This window comes from Rhizobium sp. 862_C5_N1_2 (genome assembly GCF_051811205.1).
Taxonomy (GTDB): domain Bacteria; phylum Pseudomonadota; class Alphaproteobacteria; order Rhizobiales; family Rhizobiaceae; genus Rhizobium; species Rhizobium leguminosarum.
The window spans coordinates 3,611,082-3,626,417 of the sequence record NZ_JBPWPT010000001.1 but is presented as its reverse complement, the minus strand read 5'-3'; the positions used below and the strand labels follow the sequence as shown (position 1 = coordinate 3,626,417).

General features: G+C 60.8%; 13 protein-coding genes, 1 tRNA gene and 1 pseudogene. 3 read left to right on the top strand and 12 right to left on the bottom strand.

What is annotated here, in order from left to right; translation table 11 throughout:
- The first annotated feature begins 166 nt into the window (after positions 1 to 166).
- Together mnmA and ACD590_RS18105 are read left to right on the top strand one after the other, a co-directional pair.
- Positions 167 to 1,366 (top strand): tRNA 2-thiouridine(34) synthase MnmA, encoded by a 1,200-nt coding sequence (gene mnmA / locus ACD590_RS18110; RefSeq protein WP_065278027.1) that lies wholly within the window; start codon positions 167 to 169, stop codon positions 1,364 to 1,366.
- 135 nt (positions 1,367 to 1,501) lie between these two features.
- Positions 1,502 to 1,578, top strand: a tRNA-Met gene (locus ACD590_RS18105).
- Between the two features lie 445 nt (positions 1,579 to 2,023).
- Here the strand turns inward: ACD590_RS18105 and ACD590_RS18100 are convergent.
- From ACD590_RS18100 to pobA, 7 genes are all read right to left on the bottom strand, one after another.
- A complete protein-coding gene (locus ACD590_RS18100; protein ID WP_018243426.1) occupies positions 2,024 to 2,857 on the bottom strand; it encodes a VCBS domain-containing protein in 834 nt (277 codons plus the stop codon).
- A 405-nt stretch (positions 2,858 to 3,262) separates the two neighbouring features.
- Positions 3,263 to 3,979 carry an ABC transporter ATP-binding protein gene (locus ACD590_RS18095; protein ID WP_439003128.1) on the bottom strand — a complete coding sequence of 239 codons (717 nt, stop codon included), beginning with the start codon at positions 3,977 to 3,979 and terminating at the stop codon, positions 3,263 to 3,265.
- Positions 3,960 to 4,724 carry an ABC transporter ATP-binding protein gene (locus ACD590_RS18090; RefSeq protein WP_113544440.1) on the bottom strand — a complete coding sequence of 255 codons (765 nt, stop codon included), beginning with the start codon at positions 4,722 to 4,724 and terminating at the stop codon, positions 3,960 to 3,962. The genes ACD590_RS18095 and ACD590_RS18090 overlap by 20 nt, the downstream gene beginning before the upstream one ends.
- A complete protein-coding gene (locus ACD590_RS18085; protein WP_439003127.1) occupies positions 4,721 to 5,725 on the bottom strand; it encodes a branched-chain amino acid ABC transporter permease in 1,005 nt (334 codons plus the stop codon). The genes ACD590_RS18090 and ACD590_RS18085 overlap by 4 nt, the downstream gene beginning before the upstream one ends.
- 1 nt (position 5,726) lies before the next feature.
- Positions 5,727 to 6,590, bottom strand: coding sequence for a branched-chain amino acid ABC transporter permease (locus ACD590_RS18080; protein WP_026230593.1), 864 nt, complete (start codon positions 6,588 to 6,590; stop codon positions 5,727 to 5,729).
- A 111-nt stretch (positions 6,591 to 6,701) separates the two neighbouring features.
- Positions 6,702 to 7,874: an ABC transporter substrate-binding protein gene (locus ACD590_RS18075; RefSeq protein WP_439003126.1), complete on the bottom strand. Its 1,173-nt coding sequence runs from the start codon at positions 7,872 to 7,874 to the stop codon at positions 6,702 to 6,704.
- A gap of 162 nt (positions 7,875 to 8,036) precedes the next feature.
- Positions 8,037 to 9,209 carry a 4-hydroxybenzoate 3-monooxygenase gene (pobA, locus tag ACD590_RS18070; RefSeq protein WP_439003125.1) on the bottom strand — a complete coding sequence of 391 codons (1,173 nt, stop codon included), beginning with the start codon at positions 9,207 to 9,209 and terminating at the stop codon, positions 8,037 to 8,039.
- A gap of 117 nt (positions 9,210 to 9,326) precedes the next feature.
- Here pobA and ACD590_RS18065 point away from each other — a divergent pair, with 117 nt between their 5' ends.
- Positions 9,327 to 10,217, top strand: a complete 891-nt coding sequence (locus ACD590_RS18065) for a helix-turn-helix domain-containing protein (RefSeq protein ID WP_439003124.1) — start codon at positions 9,327 to 9,329, stop codon at positions 10,215 to 10,217.
- A 56-nt stretch (positions 10,218 to 10,273) separates the two neighbouring features.
- Here ACD590_RS18065 and ACD590_RS18060 read toward each other — a convergent pair whose 3' ends face one another.
- The 5 genes and pseudogenes from ACD590_RS18060 to ACD590_RS18040 form a co-directional block, all read right to left on the bottom strand.
- Positions 10,274 to 10,459, bottom strand: coding sequence for a hypothetical protein (locus tag ACD590_RS18060; RefSeq protein ID WP_182565090.1), 186 nt, complete (start codon positions 10,457 to 10,459; stop codon positions 10,274 to 10,276).
- 202 nt (positions 10,460 to 10,661) lie between these two features.
- Positions 10,662 to 10,985, bottom strand: a pseudogene (locus tag ACD590_RS18055) (phosphoketolase); the annotation flags it as partial.
- Positions 10,986 to 11,056: 71 nt separating this feature from the next.
- Positions 11,057 to 12,235 (bottom strand): acetate/propionate family kinase, encoded by a 1,179-nt coding sequence (locus ACD590_RS18050; RefSeq protein WP_439003123.1) that lies wholly within the window; start codon positions 12,233 to 12,235, stop codon positions 11,057 to 11,059.
- 284 nt (positions 12,236 to 12,519) lie between these two features.
- The gene (locus tag ACD590_RS18045; RefSeq protein WP_018243414.1) at positions 12,520 to 14,091 is read right to left on the bottom strand and encodes a putative bifunctional diguanylate cyclase/phosphodiesterase; all 1,572 of its coding nucleotides are present in this window, start codon (positions 14,089 to 14,091) and stop codon (positions 12,520 to 12,522) included.
- Between the two features lie 447 nt (positions 14,092 to 14,538).
- Positions 14,539 to 15,093, bottom strand: coding sequence for a histidine phosphatase family protein (locus ACD590_RS18040; protein ID WP_439003122.1), 555 nt, complete (start codon positions 15,091 to 15,093; stop codon positions 14,539 to 14,541).
- Positions 15,094 to 15,336: the final 243 nt, after the last annotated feature.

Sequence of the window (15,336 nt, the reverse complement as noted above, 5' to 3'; positions counted from 1 at the left end):
CGGGAATGCGAAATATCGGTGCCCGAAGGCTGCCCCTTGCGCCCAAGGACAATCCTTTCTATATCGGTGCCTCATCGAAAGACGGCGGCCGATCCCGCCGGAGATCAGCAATCCGCGCAATTGCAGCGCAAGGGCGGATCGTGACCGCGCAGAATTGGCACCATCGTTGAACACACTGGATTTTGACAAGAAGCCGGAAGAGACCCGTGTCGTCGTCGCCATGTCGGGCGGCGTCGATTCATCCGTTGTCGCTGGCCTTCTCAAACAGCAGGGTTACGACGTGCTCGGCATTACGCTGCAGCTTTACGATCATGGCGCCGCTGTTCACCGCGCCGGCTCCTGCTGCGCCGGCCAGGATATCGACGATGCGCGCCGCGTTTGCGAAACACTCGGCATCCCGCATTACGTGCTCGATTATGAAAAGCGATTTCGCGAGACCGTGATCAACCCTTTCGCCGAAAGCTATGTGGCGGGCGAAACGCCGATCCCTTGCGTTTCCTGCAACCAGACCGTCAAATTCGCCGATCTTCTGGCGACCGCCAAGGAGCTCGGTGCCGATGCACTGGCGACCGGCCACTATATCCGCTCGGGACCGAACCCTTCGCCCGAAAATCCCGGCCGCCGCGCGCTTTTCCGCCCGGCCGATGCCGACCGCGACCAGAGCTATTTCCTCTTCGCCACGACGCAGGAACAGATCGATTATCTCCGCTTTCCCCTGGGCGGCCTGCCGAAGGCCGAGACCCGCAGGCTTGCCGAAGAGATGGGCCTCGTCGTTGCCAAGAAGGCCGACAGCCAGGACATCTGCTTCGTGCCGCAGGGCAAATATTCCGACGTCATCACCAAGCTGAAGCCGAATGCGGCGCTCGCCGGCGAGATCGTCCATCTCGACGGCCGCGTGCTCGGCACCCATGAGGGCATTCTGCACTTCACGATCGGCCAGCGCCGCGGCATCGGCATCGCCACCGGCGAGCCGCTCTACGTCGTCTTTCTCGACGCCCGCTCGCGCCGCGTCATCGTCGGACCGAAGGAGGCGCTGGAAACGCACCGCGTCTACCTGCGCGACGTCAACTGGCTGGGCGACGAGACGCTTTCGGAAGCCGCCTCCGGCAAGGGCTTTGCCTGCTACGCCAAGGTCCGCTCGACACGGGCGCCGGCACCCGCCGTGCTGCATATCGATGCAACAGGCACCTATGTCGATCTGACGGTCGGCGAGGCGGGCATCGCGCCCGGCCAGGCCTGCGCGCTTTATTCCGCCCCCGGCGACAACGCCCGCGTCTTCGGCGGCGGTTTCATCGAACGTTCCGAGCGCGAACCTTCGGCGGAAGCCTGCCTGAAGGCCCTCTTGGCCAGCCCGGTCGCCGCCTGAAACCGATAGGTAACGACGGCCGGCAAAGCCCACCGTTTTTCTCGATCATGCGCTTGACACAAAGCCGAAGCGCACCTTATAAGCCGCTCATCCCACGAACCGGCATCGCTTCGCGAGCGGGTATCGTTGACCAGTGGCGGAGTAGCTCAGTAGGTCAGAGCAGAGGAATCATAATCCTTGTGTCGGGGGTTCAAATCCCTCCTCCGCTACCATCTCCTTATTGCAGAATTAGCGATTTTTTCGGCTCGATTTTCAGCCGGTTCCTAAGGCCGTGGTAGCACATTGATCGCAGCGTCAAACGTCGCGGCGAGGGGACAAAAGCAGTTCGACCTCCTGCAGCATTTCCGCCAACGCCGAGGACAGGCCTATCTGTAGAGCGTCAAAAGCAATACAGGCATCTTCGTCGCCCAAAGGTGGGATGCGACAGCGATAATAATAGCCCATACGGCAAGCGAGAACATGACCGCCGCTAACCTCATCCCGACTGGTTGCATCATTTCCTCCATCCCAGCATAACCGTGCCTCCTCGCACGATCCCATGCTAGCAAGACGCAACCCGGTCAGCTATCGCAAGATATTGGTATCAGATAGCCACAGCAGAGAGCGCTTGGCGAAGATGCAAAGATTTCGGCGATACGACGCCCCTTTCCCCCTCCGTCAAACGATGAAATGAAAGTTGTCGTATCGCGCGCCATAATAATCCGGGCCGCTCGTCTCTGTGATGACGGGCTCCGTGTCGAGCACGAGATAGTCGATGTCGCCGTAGGCGCTGAGATCGATCACTTGCGGGTCATGAATGCTGTCGGCGGTGACGTTGACCGTGACCAAGAATACGGTATCGCCGTTCAGCTTACCTTCGATCGTCAGAACGTTGTCATAGTCCGATGTGCCGTTTGCGACACTGAATTGCTCGATCTGAAAGTGACCGCCATCGGCGGCTTGGATGGGTGTCCAGAACACTCCGCCTGACAGATAATGGTTGCCGTCGGCTTCCTTCTGTACCGTTGCGTCGTCACCATCGTGCCAAGCACCCCAATCAAAGCCCTTGTAGCCCGTCGGGAAGTCATATTTGCCGACATCCTCGAAATTGACGAACACGTCGCCATGTTCCGGCAAGTCGACCGCGATGTTGAGCAAGCCGAAATCGGTGGCGCCTTTGCCATCCGAGATCTTGAAATTGAACTGGTCGACGAGTTGGTCTCCCGGGCCGAGCGCTGATACCACCGGGTTGGAGTGATCGAGTTCATACGTGTAGTTGCCGTTGGAATAGACGGTCAGCGTGCCGTATTTTCCCTCGACTGTGGTGGTCGTGGCGGGCCCGTTCGGATCGGCCGGTTGCGGAATGCGTTGTCCATTGACGAAGTTGAGACGCACCTGATCTCCGTCGGCATCCACCGAACTGGTATTGTCCAGGATGTTGCCGTCGATCGGGTTGTCGATGTTGAAAATAGGCTGGTATACATCACCTGCGACCGGCTTGTGGTTTGCCATTTCTACCTCCCGTGATTTTCTGCTCGACTATGCAACCCTATCGGGTATTTGGCAACCAAAATTGAGGGAGCGTCAGAGCAATTCCGCCCGTCAACGCCACACATTCCGGTCGATTGCAGCTCAACCGTACAAGTAAAGGGAGCGGCAAAAACGTCGATCCTGATTATGAACCAGGATTTACGTCTGATCTTACGTTGCTGCCGCTTCATCGATCATTGGTGTTTCTCGCCTTTCCAGGCGATCCATCAATTCGGCCAGCGGAAAACTTTCAGGCAGGATAATAATGACAGGTCAATCATGACGTCGTCATGACGATATACTGCATGAATTGCTCGGCGCGCCAAGAGCAATCTAGAAAGCGAAAGGGGAGCAATTAGCAGAGCCCAAGCGTCTGCTGACCATCAATCAATGCAGGCCGCCAACCCCGAGCAGGCTTTCGACAGCCTCGTGATCCCTGGTGAGGCTCTCCGGCGTTCCCGTCCAGGCCAGTCTGCCGCGTTCGAGAATGACGACTTGATCGGCGAAATCGAGCGCGCTCTGGATGCGTTGTTCGACCAGCACGATGGTCATGTCTCCTGTCTTGGCGAGGTCGGCGAAGGCAGCCATCAATTCCTCGCAGATAACGGGCGCAAGGCCTTCCAGCGGTTCGTCGAGCAACAGGACGGACGGGCGGCCGAGAATGGTGCGGGCCGTGGAGAGCATCTGCTGCTCGCCGCCGGAGAGCTGGCTGCCGAGATTGCGGCGGCGCTCCTTCAGGCGTGGGAACATCGCATAGGCTTCCTCCAGCGCCGTCTTCGGTCGCGCCTTCAAGCCAACGAAAAGGTTTTCTTCGACTGTCAGCGTCGGGAAGATGCAGCGTGCCTGCGGCACATATCCGAGGCCCTTATGCGCGCGCGTGGCGCTCGGTGCTGCGCTGACATCCGAACCGCCGAGGCGGATGCTGCCCTCGTATCGCCTGGTCTGGCCGGCAAGCGTTGCGAGCAGCGTGGTCTTGCCCATGCCGTTGCGGCCGAGCATGGCAAGGCGAGCGCCTGCCGGCACGGAGAAGGAAATGCCTTCGAGCACTCTTGTCGGCCCATATCCGGCCGACAGATTTTCAACCTCAAGCGATATGGCTGGCATTGGCATAGCTCCCGAGATAGGCCTCGCGCACGCGCGCATCCTTGGTGACATCTTGAGGCAGGCCGTCGAAGATGATCGCACCTGATGCAAGCACGATGACGCGTTTGGCAAAACGGAAGACGAGGTCCATGTCGTGTTCGATCATCAGCACGGCGAGATCGGCAGGCAGATCGGCCAACGCCTGCTCGATGCGGCCGGTATCGCTTTGCGGCACACCGGCTGCCGGCTCGTCGAGCAGCAGCACCTTTGGCTTCAGCGCCAGCGCTACGGCAATCTCTAGAAGCCGCTGCTGGCCATAGGCGATCTCGCTGACCTTGCGATGCATCAGCAAAGCCAGTCCGAGCTTTCCAAGGAGATCGTCGACCTCTGCCATGACATCGGGCATACGCAGGAAATTGCCGAACATGCGCCCGGTCTTCCCGTCGCGTTGAAGGACGGCAAGTCCCACATGTTCGGCCGGCGTCATGTCCTGGAAGAGCCGCGTCACCTGAAAGGAGCGCACAAGGCCGCGTCTGACCCTGCCGATCGCGTTGACCTTCGTCACCACCTCGCCGCCGAGGCGAACCTCGCCGGAATCGGGAGAGAGATTACCGGTCACGAGGTTGACGAAGGTGGTCTTGCCGGCGCCGTTCGGGCCGATCAACGCGATGCGATCGCCTGGGGACATCGTGAGCGAGACATCATTGGTGACGGCAAGGCCGCCGAAGGCTTTCTTGAGATTGGCGACTTCGAAGACCGGGCTCATGAGCGTTGCTCCCTGCGGCGGCTAACGAAGGCTGCTGATGTGCCATAGAGACCTTTCGGCGCAAAGAGCACGACGGCGATCAGCAGCGCGCCGACCATGGTCAGCCAATGGAAGGGATTGGCGGCGGAGACATAGTCCTCGAAGAGCATGAAGATGACAGTGCCGGAGAGCGCCCCGAAGAGAGAACCGGTTCCGCCGAGCACCAGCATAACAAGCGCTTCGGCCGACTGCGTGAAAGACAGGCTGTCGAGGCCGACGACCTGTGTCGAAATCGCATTCAAAGCGCCGCCGACACCGGCAACGGCGCCGGAGATCGCGTACATCCTGATCAGAGCGGCCTTCGGCGAAGCGCCCATGGCGCGGATGCGCAGCGGATCCTGCTTGATGGCGTGGCAAAGCATGCCGAAGGGCGAGCGGACCAGGAATCGTAGCAGCACAAAGACGATCAGCAGCAGCGCCATTCCGAAGAAGAAGGCGGTGTGACCGTAGAGATCGAATTCGAAGAGGCCGAAGACCGGGTCCGGCGCGATGCCGGAAAGTCCATCGCTGCCGCCTGTCCAAGACGAGGCCTTGTTGGCGAATTCATGGAAGAGGTTGATCAGCGCAATCGACAGCACCAGCTGCGGCAATCCATGTGCACGCAGGATGATGGCGCCGCAGAGCAGCCCGGCAAGCGCGCCGCCTGTGATGCCGGCCAGCATCATCAGCATCGGGTCATTGATGCCGTAATGCGCCGACAGGATCCCGGCGGCATAGGCGCCGGAGCCGAAAAGTGCGGCATGGCCGAGCGTTGCGACGCCGCAATAACCGGTCACCAGATCGAGCGACAGGACGAGCAGCGCGATCGTGATCATCCGAGTCAAAAGCGCGAGATTATCGGGGAAGGCGAAGTAGCCGATCGCGGCAATGGCTATGATGACCGCAATTCCGGCGAGATCGCGGCTGATGAATCCGCGCCGATGGTGGAGACGTTCGTTTTCGTCGTTCATGACAAGCGCCATCTTATTTTGCCCTTCCGGCAAGGCCGCGTGGGAAGACGCAGATGATTGCGATCACGGCGAGATAGAAGAAGAATTCGCCGAATTCCGGCATCAGATACCGCCCGGTCGTATCGATCGCGCCCAGCAGCAGACAGGCAATCAGCGCGCCCGGAATGGAACCCGCGCCGCCGACGGAGACGACGACCAGGAAGGTGACCATGTAGCGCAGCGCATAATAGGGTTCGACGGGCAGGAGTTCGGCGCCGACCACGCCACCGAAGGCGGCAAGCCCGACGGCAACGGCAAAGCTCACCGCATAGATGATCTCGGTGCGCACGCCGAGTGCCGCAGCCATCGCCGCATCATCGACGGAGGCGCGCAGCTTGACGCCGAAGCTGGTCCTGTCGATCGCGAACCAGAGGGCGAGCGCCACAGCCAGGCCGCAGAGGATGACGAAAAGCCGGTGAACGGGAATGGTGCGGAAGCCGAGATCGGCCGATCCCTGCAGCGCACCGGCAAGCGGGATGGTCTTCAGCGTCGGCCCCATCATATAATTGGCGATGCCGATGACGCAGAAGGTGATGCCGATCGTCATCAGCACCTGGGTCAGTTCCGGCGCACCGTAGATCCGGCGGAAGAGAAAACGCTCGATCGGAATGGCGACGATGATGGTGATGACAACGGCGGCGATGACTGCCGTGGCATAACCAAGGCCGAGGTCGCGGGCGACATAGGAGGCGATATAGCCGCCGATCATCGCGAAAGCGCCGTGAGCGAGGTTAACGACACGCATCAGCCCCATGGTCACCGAAAGGCCGATCGATATGACGAAGAGCACCATGCCATAGGCAAAGGCATCGACGGCTATGCTGAAGACTGTCTGCATGGGGATACCTTGCTTCGATGCGACGGGCTCGACGCCTTCGGGCAGCTCCGGAGAGATCGGAAGTCTGCCCGAAGCACTGCCCAAGCCCGTCGCATGCCGTGATGCTCGATGTTACTTGACGGCCGCCAGGCCCGGATCGCCCTGCTTCTCGAAGGTCTGGACTTCCTTGTTGATGTAGGTCCCGTCATCCGCCTTGGTGACTTCGCGCAGATAGATGTTCTGTGTGATGTGGCGGCTTTCGGGATCGATCGAAACCGGCCCGCGCGGGCTGGTCCAGGCAAGGCCCTTGACCGCATCGACGGCCTTTTCAGCATCCTGCTTGCCGCCCGTCGCCTCGATCATCTTGTAGATCACATACATGCCGTCATAGGAGCTGACCGCGGGGAAGGAGAGTTCGGCCTTGTTGCCGATCGCTTTGGTCGCCGCCTCGACGAAAGCCTTGTTCTCCGGAGAATCGTGCGACACGGCATAGTGGAAGGTCGTCTGGATGCCGAGTGCCGCATCGCCGAGCGCCGGCAGATCGGATTCCTGGGTCAGATCGCCCGGCGCGAAGAACTTGATGCCGGCCGTCTTCAGGCCATTGTCGTTGTAAGCCTTGACGAAGCCGAGCGTCGTCGGACCTGACGGCAGGAAGGCGAAGACGCCCTCAGCGCCGGAATCCTTGATGCGCTGCATGATCGGGCTGAAATCGTTGGTCGCAAGCGGCATGCGGATTGCCTCGACCACCTGACCTCCGGCCTTTTCGAAGCCGGCCTTGAAGGCATTCTCGGCGTCGATGCCGGGGCCGTAATCGCTGACGACCGAAATCACCTTCTTGACGCAGGCATCGAAGGCGACCTTGGCGATCGGCGTCGAGGTCTGCCAGGTGGTAAACGAGGTGCGGACGACAAGCGGGCTCTTGGTGACGATCGCCGAGGTGGCGGCGTTCATGATGACCATCGGCACGTTGCCCTGCTTCAGGATTGGCGTCACCGCCATCGCATCGGGGGTGAAATAGAAGCCGGCCAGATATTGGACCTTCTCCTTGACGATCAGTTCCTGCGCCAGCGCCTTGGATTGGGCGGGATCGGCCTGCGGCACGTCGCGATAGACGATCTCGACCGTGTCGCTGCCGACCTTGTTGCCGTTGACCGCCATATAGGCGTCGATGCCGGCCTTGAAGTTCTTGCCCTGCAGCGCGAACGGACCGGAGAACGGGCCGATGACGCCGACCTTGATGGTGTCTGCATAGGCCGTGCCGCTGAGCACGACGGCCGCAACGGCGGCCAGAAATAGCTTCTTCATTCTCTCTCTCCCTTTTTGGCGCACTCCCGCGCCGTATTCGCTAGCCGCCCAAAATTGAGCGTTAGCTTGTCATGCGAAATGGTGATGTAAAATGAAATAAATGCCGTAATCCATGACCTAGCGATTATGATTGTGCATCGAAGATGCGGAATTATCCTCGTCTCAGAATGGTAATCCCACATAATTCTCCGCGAGCGCCGTCGAGGCGGCGCGGGAATGGGTGAGATAGTCGAGCTCCGCCTCCTGGATTTTCTGGTCGAAATCACCGGTATCGGGAAAACGATGCATCATCGTCGTCATCCACCAGGAAAACCGCACGGCTTTCCACACACGGGCGAGCGCCTTCTGCGAGTAAGCGTCAATGCCACTATTCGAGCCTTCGCGGTAATGCTCGATCAGCCCGGAGAAAAGGTAATGGACGTCGCTGGCGGCAAGGTTCAATCCCTTGGCCCCGGTCGGCGGGACGATATGGGCAGCGTCGCCGACCAGGAAAAGCTGGCCGAAACGCATCGGTTCGGCAACGAAGGAGCGCAGCGGCGCAATCGATTTCTCGAAGGACGGCGCGGTCGCCAATGCCTCGGCATGATGCGTCGGCAGCCGCCGTCTCAACTCGTCCCAGAAGCGATCGTCGCTCCAGTCCTCGATCTTCTCGTCGAGCGTACATTGGATGTAGTAGCGGCTGCGGGTGGCCGAGCGCATCGAACAGAGCGCAAAGCCCCTTGGATGGTTGGCGTAGATCAGCTCATGGCTGACGGGCGCCACGTCGGCCAGGACCCCCAGCCAGCCGAAGGGATAGACCTTCTCGAAACTCCTGATCGCGCGTTCCGGGACGGCCTTGCGGCTGGCGCCGTGAAACCCGTCGCAGCCGGCGATGAAGTCACAATCGATGCGCTTGGCAACACCGTCTTTCACATAGGTGACGAAGGGAGAAGGGCCGTCGAAGTCGTGCGGCGCGACATCGACTGCATCGTAGATCGATAAGGAGCCGCTTACTTCGCGCCGCTCCATGAGATCGCGCGTCACTTCGGTCTGTCCGTAGACGGTGACGCGCCTGCCGCCGGTCAATTCGTGAAGGTCGATGCGATGGTCGCGTCCGTCGAAGGCCAGCGAGAAACCGTCATGCGGCAGCCCCTCGGCATGCAGCCTCGCGCCTGATTTGGCCTGATCCAGCAGCCCGACGGTGCCTTCCTCCAGAACGCCGGCACGAACCCGGCCGAGGATGTAATCCTTGTTCACACGATCGAGGATGACATTGTCGATGCCGGCTTCGGTCAGAAGCTGGCCGAGCAGCAGGCCGGATGGCCCCGAACCGATGATGGCGACCTGAGTTCGCAAATGCTGCCTCCCTGCATTTTTGCGTTTTGCCAGATTCTGCCGTGCCGCGCTTGCCGCAGCAATGGACATCCCAACCTAAAAATTGCACTAATCGAACATTGGTGCGGGAGGAGCCCCATGAGCAGACATATCCCTACCTACGAACTCTACGGCGAAAAGACCGGGCGAGAACCGGATTTTTGGGTGCATTGCGAAACAATTCGCTCCCGCAGCAGTTTGCATCACTGGGAGATCCGTCCGCACCGCCACGAGAGTTTCTTTCAGATATTGTACATCGAAGGCGGTTCGGGTGATGCGATCTTCGGCGAAATAAGCCACGCTATCCGTCCGCCCGCCATCATCACCGTGCCGCCCGGGCTTAATCACGGCTTTCGTTTTTCACGCGATATCGACGGCCTGGTGATCACCCTGTTGAGATCCCATCTCAGCCATCCGCCCGGCGACCGAAGCCAGCTCGGCGAATGGCTGGCGGCGCCGCATCTGACGCCGCTCGATCCCGATCATGCCGAGGCCGTCTATGTCATGCAGACGTTGAAGCGGCTGGGCGACGAATTCGAAAACCGCCGCAGCGGCCGCAATGAGGCGTTGGCCGCCTATGTCGCCCTGGCGCTACGGCTGACGGCAAGGATTTCCCATGAGGGGAATACGCATGAACTTCCGCTCAACGAGAACGAGCGGCGGATGGAAATGCTGAGCGAGCTCATTCAGCAGCATTTTCGATCGCACAAGCCCGCGTCTTTCTATGCCAGAGAGCTTGGGGTTTCGCCGACGCATCTCACCCGCATCGTCCGGTCGATGACCGGCAACACTCCCCACGAACTGATCGCCGGTAAGCTCGTCGAAGAGGCGAAACGCCAGCTCGTTTTTACGCTGGGCAGCGTTCAGGAGATCGGGTTTCGGCTCGGCTTTGCCGATCCCGCCTATTTCTCGCGCTTCTTTTTTAAGTATACGGGAGAAACGCCGCGGGTCTGGCGCATGAAGGAAAAAGTCCGGCTCGAACGTGCATAGGGTTTCGGCATTCCGGGTGCGACGCGTTCGCGGAGGGTCGCCCGGTGGGGATCGCCTTACCAAGCTTCGACGCCGTCTTCCGTGTTGCGGGGGCGTTCGTCGGCGCGGGTCTCGTATGCCTTGCGCTCCCCAGCTGGCTTGACGGTATCGGCTGAGCCATCCGGCCGGGCTTCGGGCGTCATGTAGAAAGCGAGCGCCTTTTCCAGCCGGGCGGCGGTGAGCGTGGCAGCGAAACCCTTCATGTCGTTTCCTCGGTCAGTGGCTTAGAGCTTTCCCAAGACACATAGCCTACGATATGGCCATTCTGGAACAGCGCCCTGATCGTTTTCACCAACTTTAGACCGTCGCTTGACGATTGCTCCCGCCGGATAATCTTCTCCGACCAGGTCCGCGCGACTCTGTTTGGTTTTGGCTTCACGCCGTCGGCCATGTCCAGTTCCGCACAATCTCGCTGTAGATGCCTTCGAGATAGGTGTTGGCGACCATGCCCGGCCCGCCATGGCCGGGGCCGCACATGTAGATGATATCGAGGTCGCGGGCGCGGATCAGGCGGTTCAGGTGCGCATAGATGAAGTTGAGGCCGGGTGTCGTGCCCCAATGGCCGAGCAGGCGGGGCTTGATGTGCTCTGGTTTCAGCGGCTCGCGCAGCAGCGGATTGGACAGCAGATAGATCTGGCCGATGGAGAGATAATTGGCGGCGCGCCAATAGCGGTCGATCAGAGTGAGTTCGGCATCGGTAAGAGCGGCGGTCGAGACATGCTTTTCCATGGGTTTCTCCCGTTCGAAAATGTCTTCAACGTCAATTCTACCGGCGGATGCCGGCAAGCTGTTGATCTGGATCACCCGCCGCGAAGAAGAGACAGTGCCTCGTCAGCGATGACCTGTTCCTCATCGGTGGCGATGACATGGGTGGCGATGCGGCTTTCCCTGGTGCTGATCGTAAAATCATTGGCGGCATTGGCCTTTTCGTCGATTGCAAGGCCAAGCCAAGACAGCCGCTTGGCCACGCCGGCGCGGATCTCCGGTTGATGTTCGCCGATGCCGGCGGTGAAGACGATGGCGTCAAGCCCCTTCAGCGTTGCCGCCATGCGGCCGATTTCGCCGGCAATGCGCAGCGTGAAGAGGTCGATCGCCTGGCGCGCCTGCGGCCGGCCGTCCTTCAACAGCTCGCGTGTATCGGCACTGATGCCGGAGACGCCAAGCAGGCCGGATCGGTGATAGAGCAGGTCTTCGATCTCCTCGAAGGACTGTTTCCTCTGACCGGCCAGATGCAAGATGACGCCGGGATCGAGCCAGCCGGGGCGCGTCGCCATCGGGATGCCATCGAGCGTCGAAAAGCCCATGCTGCAATCGCGGCTGATGCCGCCATCCAATGCACAGAGGCTCGCGCCGCTGCCGAGATGGGCGACGACCACCTTTGCCGCGCGCGGCGCCTTGCGGCGAAGCTCTCCGGCGATGAATTTATAGGAAAGGCCGTGGAAGCCGTAACGCTTGATGCCCTCGTCATGCAGCGCGCGGGGAATGGCGAAGCGGCGAACGAGATCGTCCTGCGTGGAGTGGAAGGCGGTGTCGAAGGAGGCGGTCTGGGCAAGATGCGGTTTCAGATGCTTGAGCGCGCGGATGAAACGCAGCGCCTGCGGTTGGTGCAAGGGCGCAAGCGGGGTCAGCGCATCGATGGCATCGATTGCGGTGGCGTCGAGGGCGATCGCCCTGGTGAAGCGGTCGCCGCCATGGACGACGCGGTGGCCGGCAGCGTGCGCGGCGGTCATGTCGAAATGATCGGCGAGAAGCGCGAAAGTCTTATCGATGACGCCGTGCAGATCTTCTGTCACCTCGGCCTTCATCGGAATCTCGAAGGTCTGCGGCCCTTTCGTCAGGCCGAGCGACAGCGGTTCGGCGCGGAAATCGATCACGCCCTTGCCGATGCGCCGTGCCTTGCCGCCGTCTATCGCGAAGATGCCGATCTTAACGGTCGAGGAGCCGGTGTTGAAGGTCAGCAGCAGGCCGGTCGATGACATGTCTTCTAAGACTCCGCGCGGGTGTGAGATGACCGAACTTAGCGTCGGATGTCCAGGCGGGAAGGATTTATTCGCTCGGGGCGCGCTTTGTTGCTGCATAGACAACCATCGTCCGCCGCTTGGGATCATAACGCGGCATCTTTTATGGAGGCGAGGGTACCAGGCGCATCACCGTCAATATCGTCGGACATCAGTGCTTACGGGCGGTTCTGACGCTGCCGGCCTCGATCGCGATCGCCTTCGTGCTCTTCGTGATCATGCGTCAGGTTTTTTAGGGCGTCCCGTCAGGCCGTGGAGGCCAGGCTGGCATTGCGATCGCTGATGAAGATGCCCGCCTCGGCGGCGGGCATCGCCTTGCCGAAGAGATAGCCCTGGCCGATGTCGCAGCCGAGCTGCAGCAGGAAGGCGAGCTGGCCGTGCTCCTCGATGCCTTCCGCAGTCGTCTTGATGTTGAGGCTCCTGCCGAGGCCGAGCATGGCGCGGACGATCTTTTCCTGGCGTTCTTCGTCGCGATAGGTGGCGATGAAGCTTTTGTCGATCTTGATCTTGTCGAAACGATAGCGGGCGAGCTGGGCGAGGCTCGAATAGCCCGTGCCGAAATCGTCGAGTGCGATCTGGATGCCGGCGGCATGCAGTTCGTCGAGAATGAGGGCGGCGACGGCGGGATCCTGGATCAGCGCGTTTTCGGTGATCTCCACTTCCAGGCGCTGCGGTGGCAGCCGGCTTGCCGAAAGCACCTTCAGAATGCGCGACGTCAGCAATCTGTCTTCCATCTGCACCGGCGAGACGTTGAAGGACAACGTCACATGCTCCGGCCAGGTGAGGGCATCGCTGCAGGCCTGGGCGAGAAGATCCTCGAACAATGCGGTGATCATGCCGGTTTCCTCGGCGATATCGATGAAGACCGGCGGCGGGATGTTGACGCCGTCGTCGCCGATCCAGCGCGCCAGCGCCTCGAAGCCGCAGAGCTGGCCGGTCTTCAGGTCGATCAGCGGCTGATAGAAGGGCTTGATCGCCTTGTTGGAGATTGCGGCGCGCAGCCTGGTTTCCAACGCGGCGCGTTCCGTAACTTTGTCCTGCATCGAAGGTTCGAAGACGAAATAATGGTTGGGCCCGCGTGATTTCGCCTCGTACATGGCGAGGTCGGCACGGTGGGCGGCATCTTCCAGCGGTTCGGCTTCCTCGACCCAGCGGTCATAGCCGACGCTAGCGCCGACTTCGACGGCAAAACCATCGATATGGATCGGCCGGGTGACGGCCTGGATCAGCAGCCTGGCAAAACGCTCCTCGCGCTGCGCCGTCAGGGCGAAGGCGACGATGATGAATTCGTCGCCGCCGAAGCGGTAGACGCAATCGGCATTGCCGAGCGCGCAGATGCGTCTGGCAACCTCGATCAACAGGATGTCGCCGCCCTTGTGGCCGACGAGGTCATTGACCTTCTTGAAGCCGTCGAGGTCGACGGAGAAGATGGTGACGTTGCGGTCCCACTCCTCGATCTCCGCCTCGTCGTCCTTGATCGGCCGTGAGAGGATCTTGCGCTCGAAGGCGTAGCGGTTCGGCAGCTTGGTCAGATGGTCGTGGGTTGCGGTCCAATCGGCCTTCGACTGGGCGGTGGCGCGCAGTTCCATTTCCTTCCGCAGATCGGCGATGCGCAGGACCGAATAGATGAAGCTCATGGCGCCGGCGATGCCGAGCGCCAGAACGAGCTTGTCGGCGCCGTACTCGCCGAAGCCGATCATGAAGGAGACCAGGCTGTCGTCGAGCTGCAACAGCGTGCCGAGGAGCCAGAGGGTTACCCCAAATCCGACGATCGACACGCATTGCCTTCCGGCCCTGCTTTGGAAAAACACCGGCATTATGCCTTCTCCATCTCCCACCATTCGCGGAGATATCACGAAAGTCTGAATGTTTGTTGAAACCAGAAGGCGAATTATCGGAGGCAGCAGCCTGTTGCTGTGCCGCTGAGAGACCGACGGGCTTGGGGGAATCTGGGCGTCGTCGTGGGCGATCCCGGTTCAGGAGACCAGTCGACGCGGGAAAGAACGAAGGCGAGCGTGCTAATGCATCGCTCGCCCTTTCTCGTGCTTCAGGCGGTGGCGATCAGCAGCGGAACGCTGACGATGAGACCAACCAGAACCGTGACTGTGGCGAGACGCATGAAACGCAGCCGTCGCGTGCGCTCGCCACTCCAATCATATGTCATTCTTCCATCTCCTTGGGACAAGGAAGTAGTCCCCGCGAAACCGGGTTCAACAGAGATGACGCGATTTGCTTGTGCAAGGCTGGATAAGAATCAGCAGTTTCTAATGCTGGAAGCGCAGCGACCAGCGCAGTCCGTTGCTGGTCATGCGAACGATGGCGAGCGGCTCGACGTCGCTCAGCCAGAAAGAGGAGAGCGGCGCCTGAAGCACATGGGCGACAGCCGCCCGGATGACGGCCGCGTGGCTGACGGCGATCACATGGCCGCCGAGGGCGGATTCACTGTCCATCCAGCCGGCGACGCGGGTGCGCAGATCAACAAAGCTCTCGCCGCCATGCGGGGCCGCTTCCGGATCGCTCATCCAGGCCATGAGGTTCTCCGGCTCTTCGGCCTCTATCGCCGCGATCGACCTGCCGGCCCACCGGCCATGGTCGCAGTCACGAAGTGCGAGGTCTATCCTGGCTTCGAGGTGGAGCGCTTCCGCTGTCTGGCGGGCACGCAAAGCGGGGCTCATGGCAATGCGGTCGGCGCGCGACGGGGCGGCCATTTCGCCGGCTTCTTCCGCCGCCTTGCCTTCCAGCGGTTCGTCGAGCGGGAACAGCGCCTTGCGGTTCGCCGTCGTCGCGCCGTGGCAGATCCAGGTGAGGCGCGTGTTCACGGTCGTTCTGATCTCCCGGAATGCGGCTCCGGCGCCGCGCGTCTTTTCGAGAGGCGCAAGGGACGCTGTAGCAGTTTGAATGGCTCCATAATCTATCCCTGAATCAATTCCGATTTAAGGAATTATGCAGCAGGACGCCTCTCTGCCGGCTTGTGAAGTTTCGTTGACAGTCTCTTCGGCGTGCAGATATAACCGTGCTGTTGCGGGTTTGGAAGCCGGTGTAAGTCCGGCGCGGTCGCGCCA

Bases quoted from the DNA above. Each gene is read 5' to 3' on its own strand.
- ACD590_RS18060 (WP_182565090.1), bottom strand. From the start codon at position 10,459: ATGAAGGGTTTCGCTGCCACGCTCACCGCCGCCCGGCTGGAAAAGGCG.
- ACD590_RS18045 (WP_018243414.1), bottom strand. From the start codon at position 14,091: ATGCCGGTGTTTTTCCAAAGCAGGGCCGGAAGGCAATGCGTGTCGATC.
- ACD590_RS18085 (WP_439003127.1), bottom strand. From the start codon at position 5,725: ATGGCGCTTGTCATGAACGACGAAAACGAACGTCTCCACCATCGGCGC.
- ACD590_RS18065 (WP_439003124.1), top strand. From the start codon at position 9,327: ATGAGCAGACATATCCCTACCTACGAACTCTACGGCGAAAAGACCGGG.
- ACD590_RS18090 (WP_113544440.1), bottom strand. From the start codon at position 4,724: ATGAGCCCGGTCTTCGAAGTCGCCAATCTCAAGAAAGCCTTCGGCGGC.
- ACD590_RS18100 (WP_018243426.1), bottom strand. From the start codon at position 2,857: ATGGCAAACCACAAGCCGGTCGCAGGTGATGTATACCAGCCTATTTTC.
- ACD590_RS18080 (WP_026230593.1), bottom strand. From the start codon at position 6,590: ATGCAGACAGTCTTCAGCATAGCCGTCGATGCCTTTGCCTATGGCATG.
- ACD590_RS18095 (WP_439003128.1), bottom strand. From the start codon at position 3,979: ATGCCAGCCATATCGCTTGAGGTTGAAAATCTGTCGGCCGGATATGGG.
- ACD590_RS18075 (WP_439003126.1), bottom strand. From the start codon at position 7,874: ATGAAGAAGCTATTTCTGGCCGCCGTTGCGGCCGTCGTGCTCAGCGGC.
- ACD590_RS18050 (WP_439003123.1), bottom strand. From the start codon at position 12,235: ATGTCATCGACCGGCCTGCTGCTGACCTTCAACACCGGCTCCTCGACC.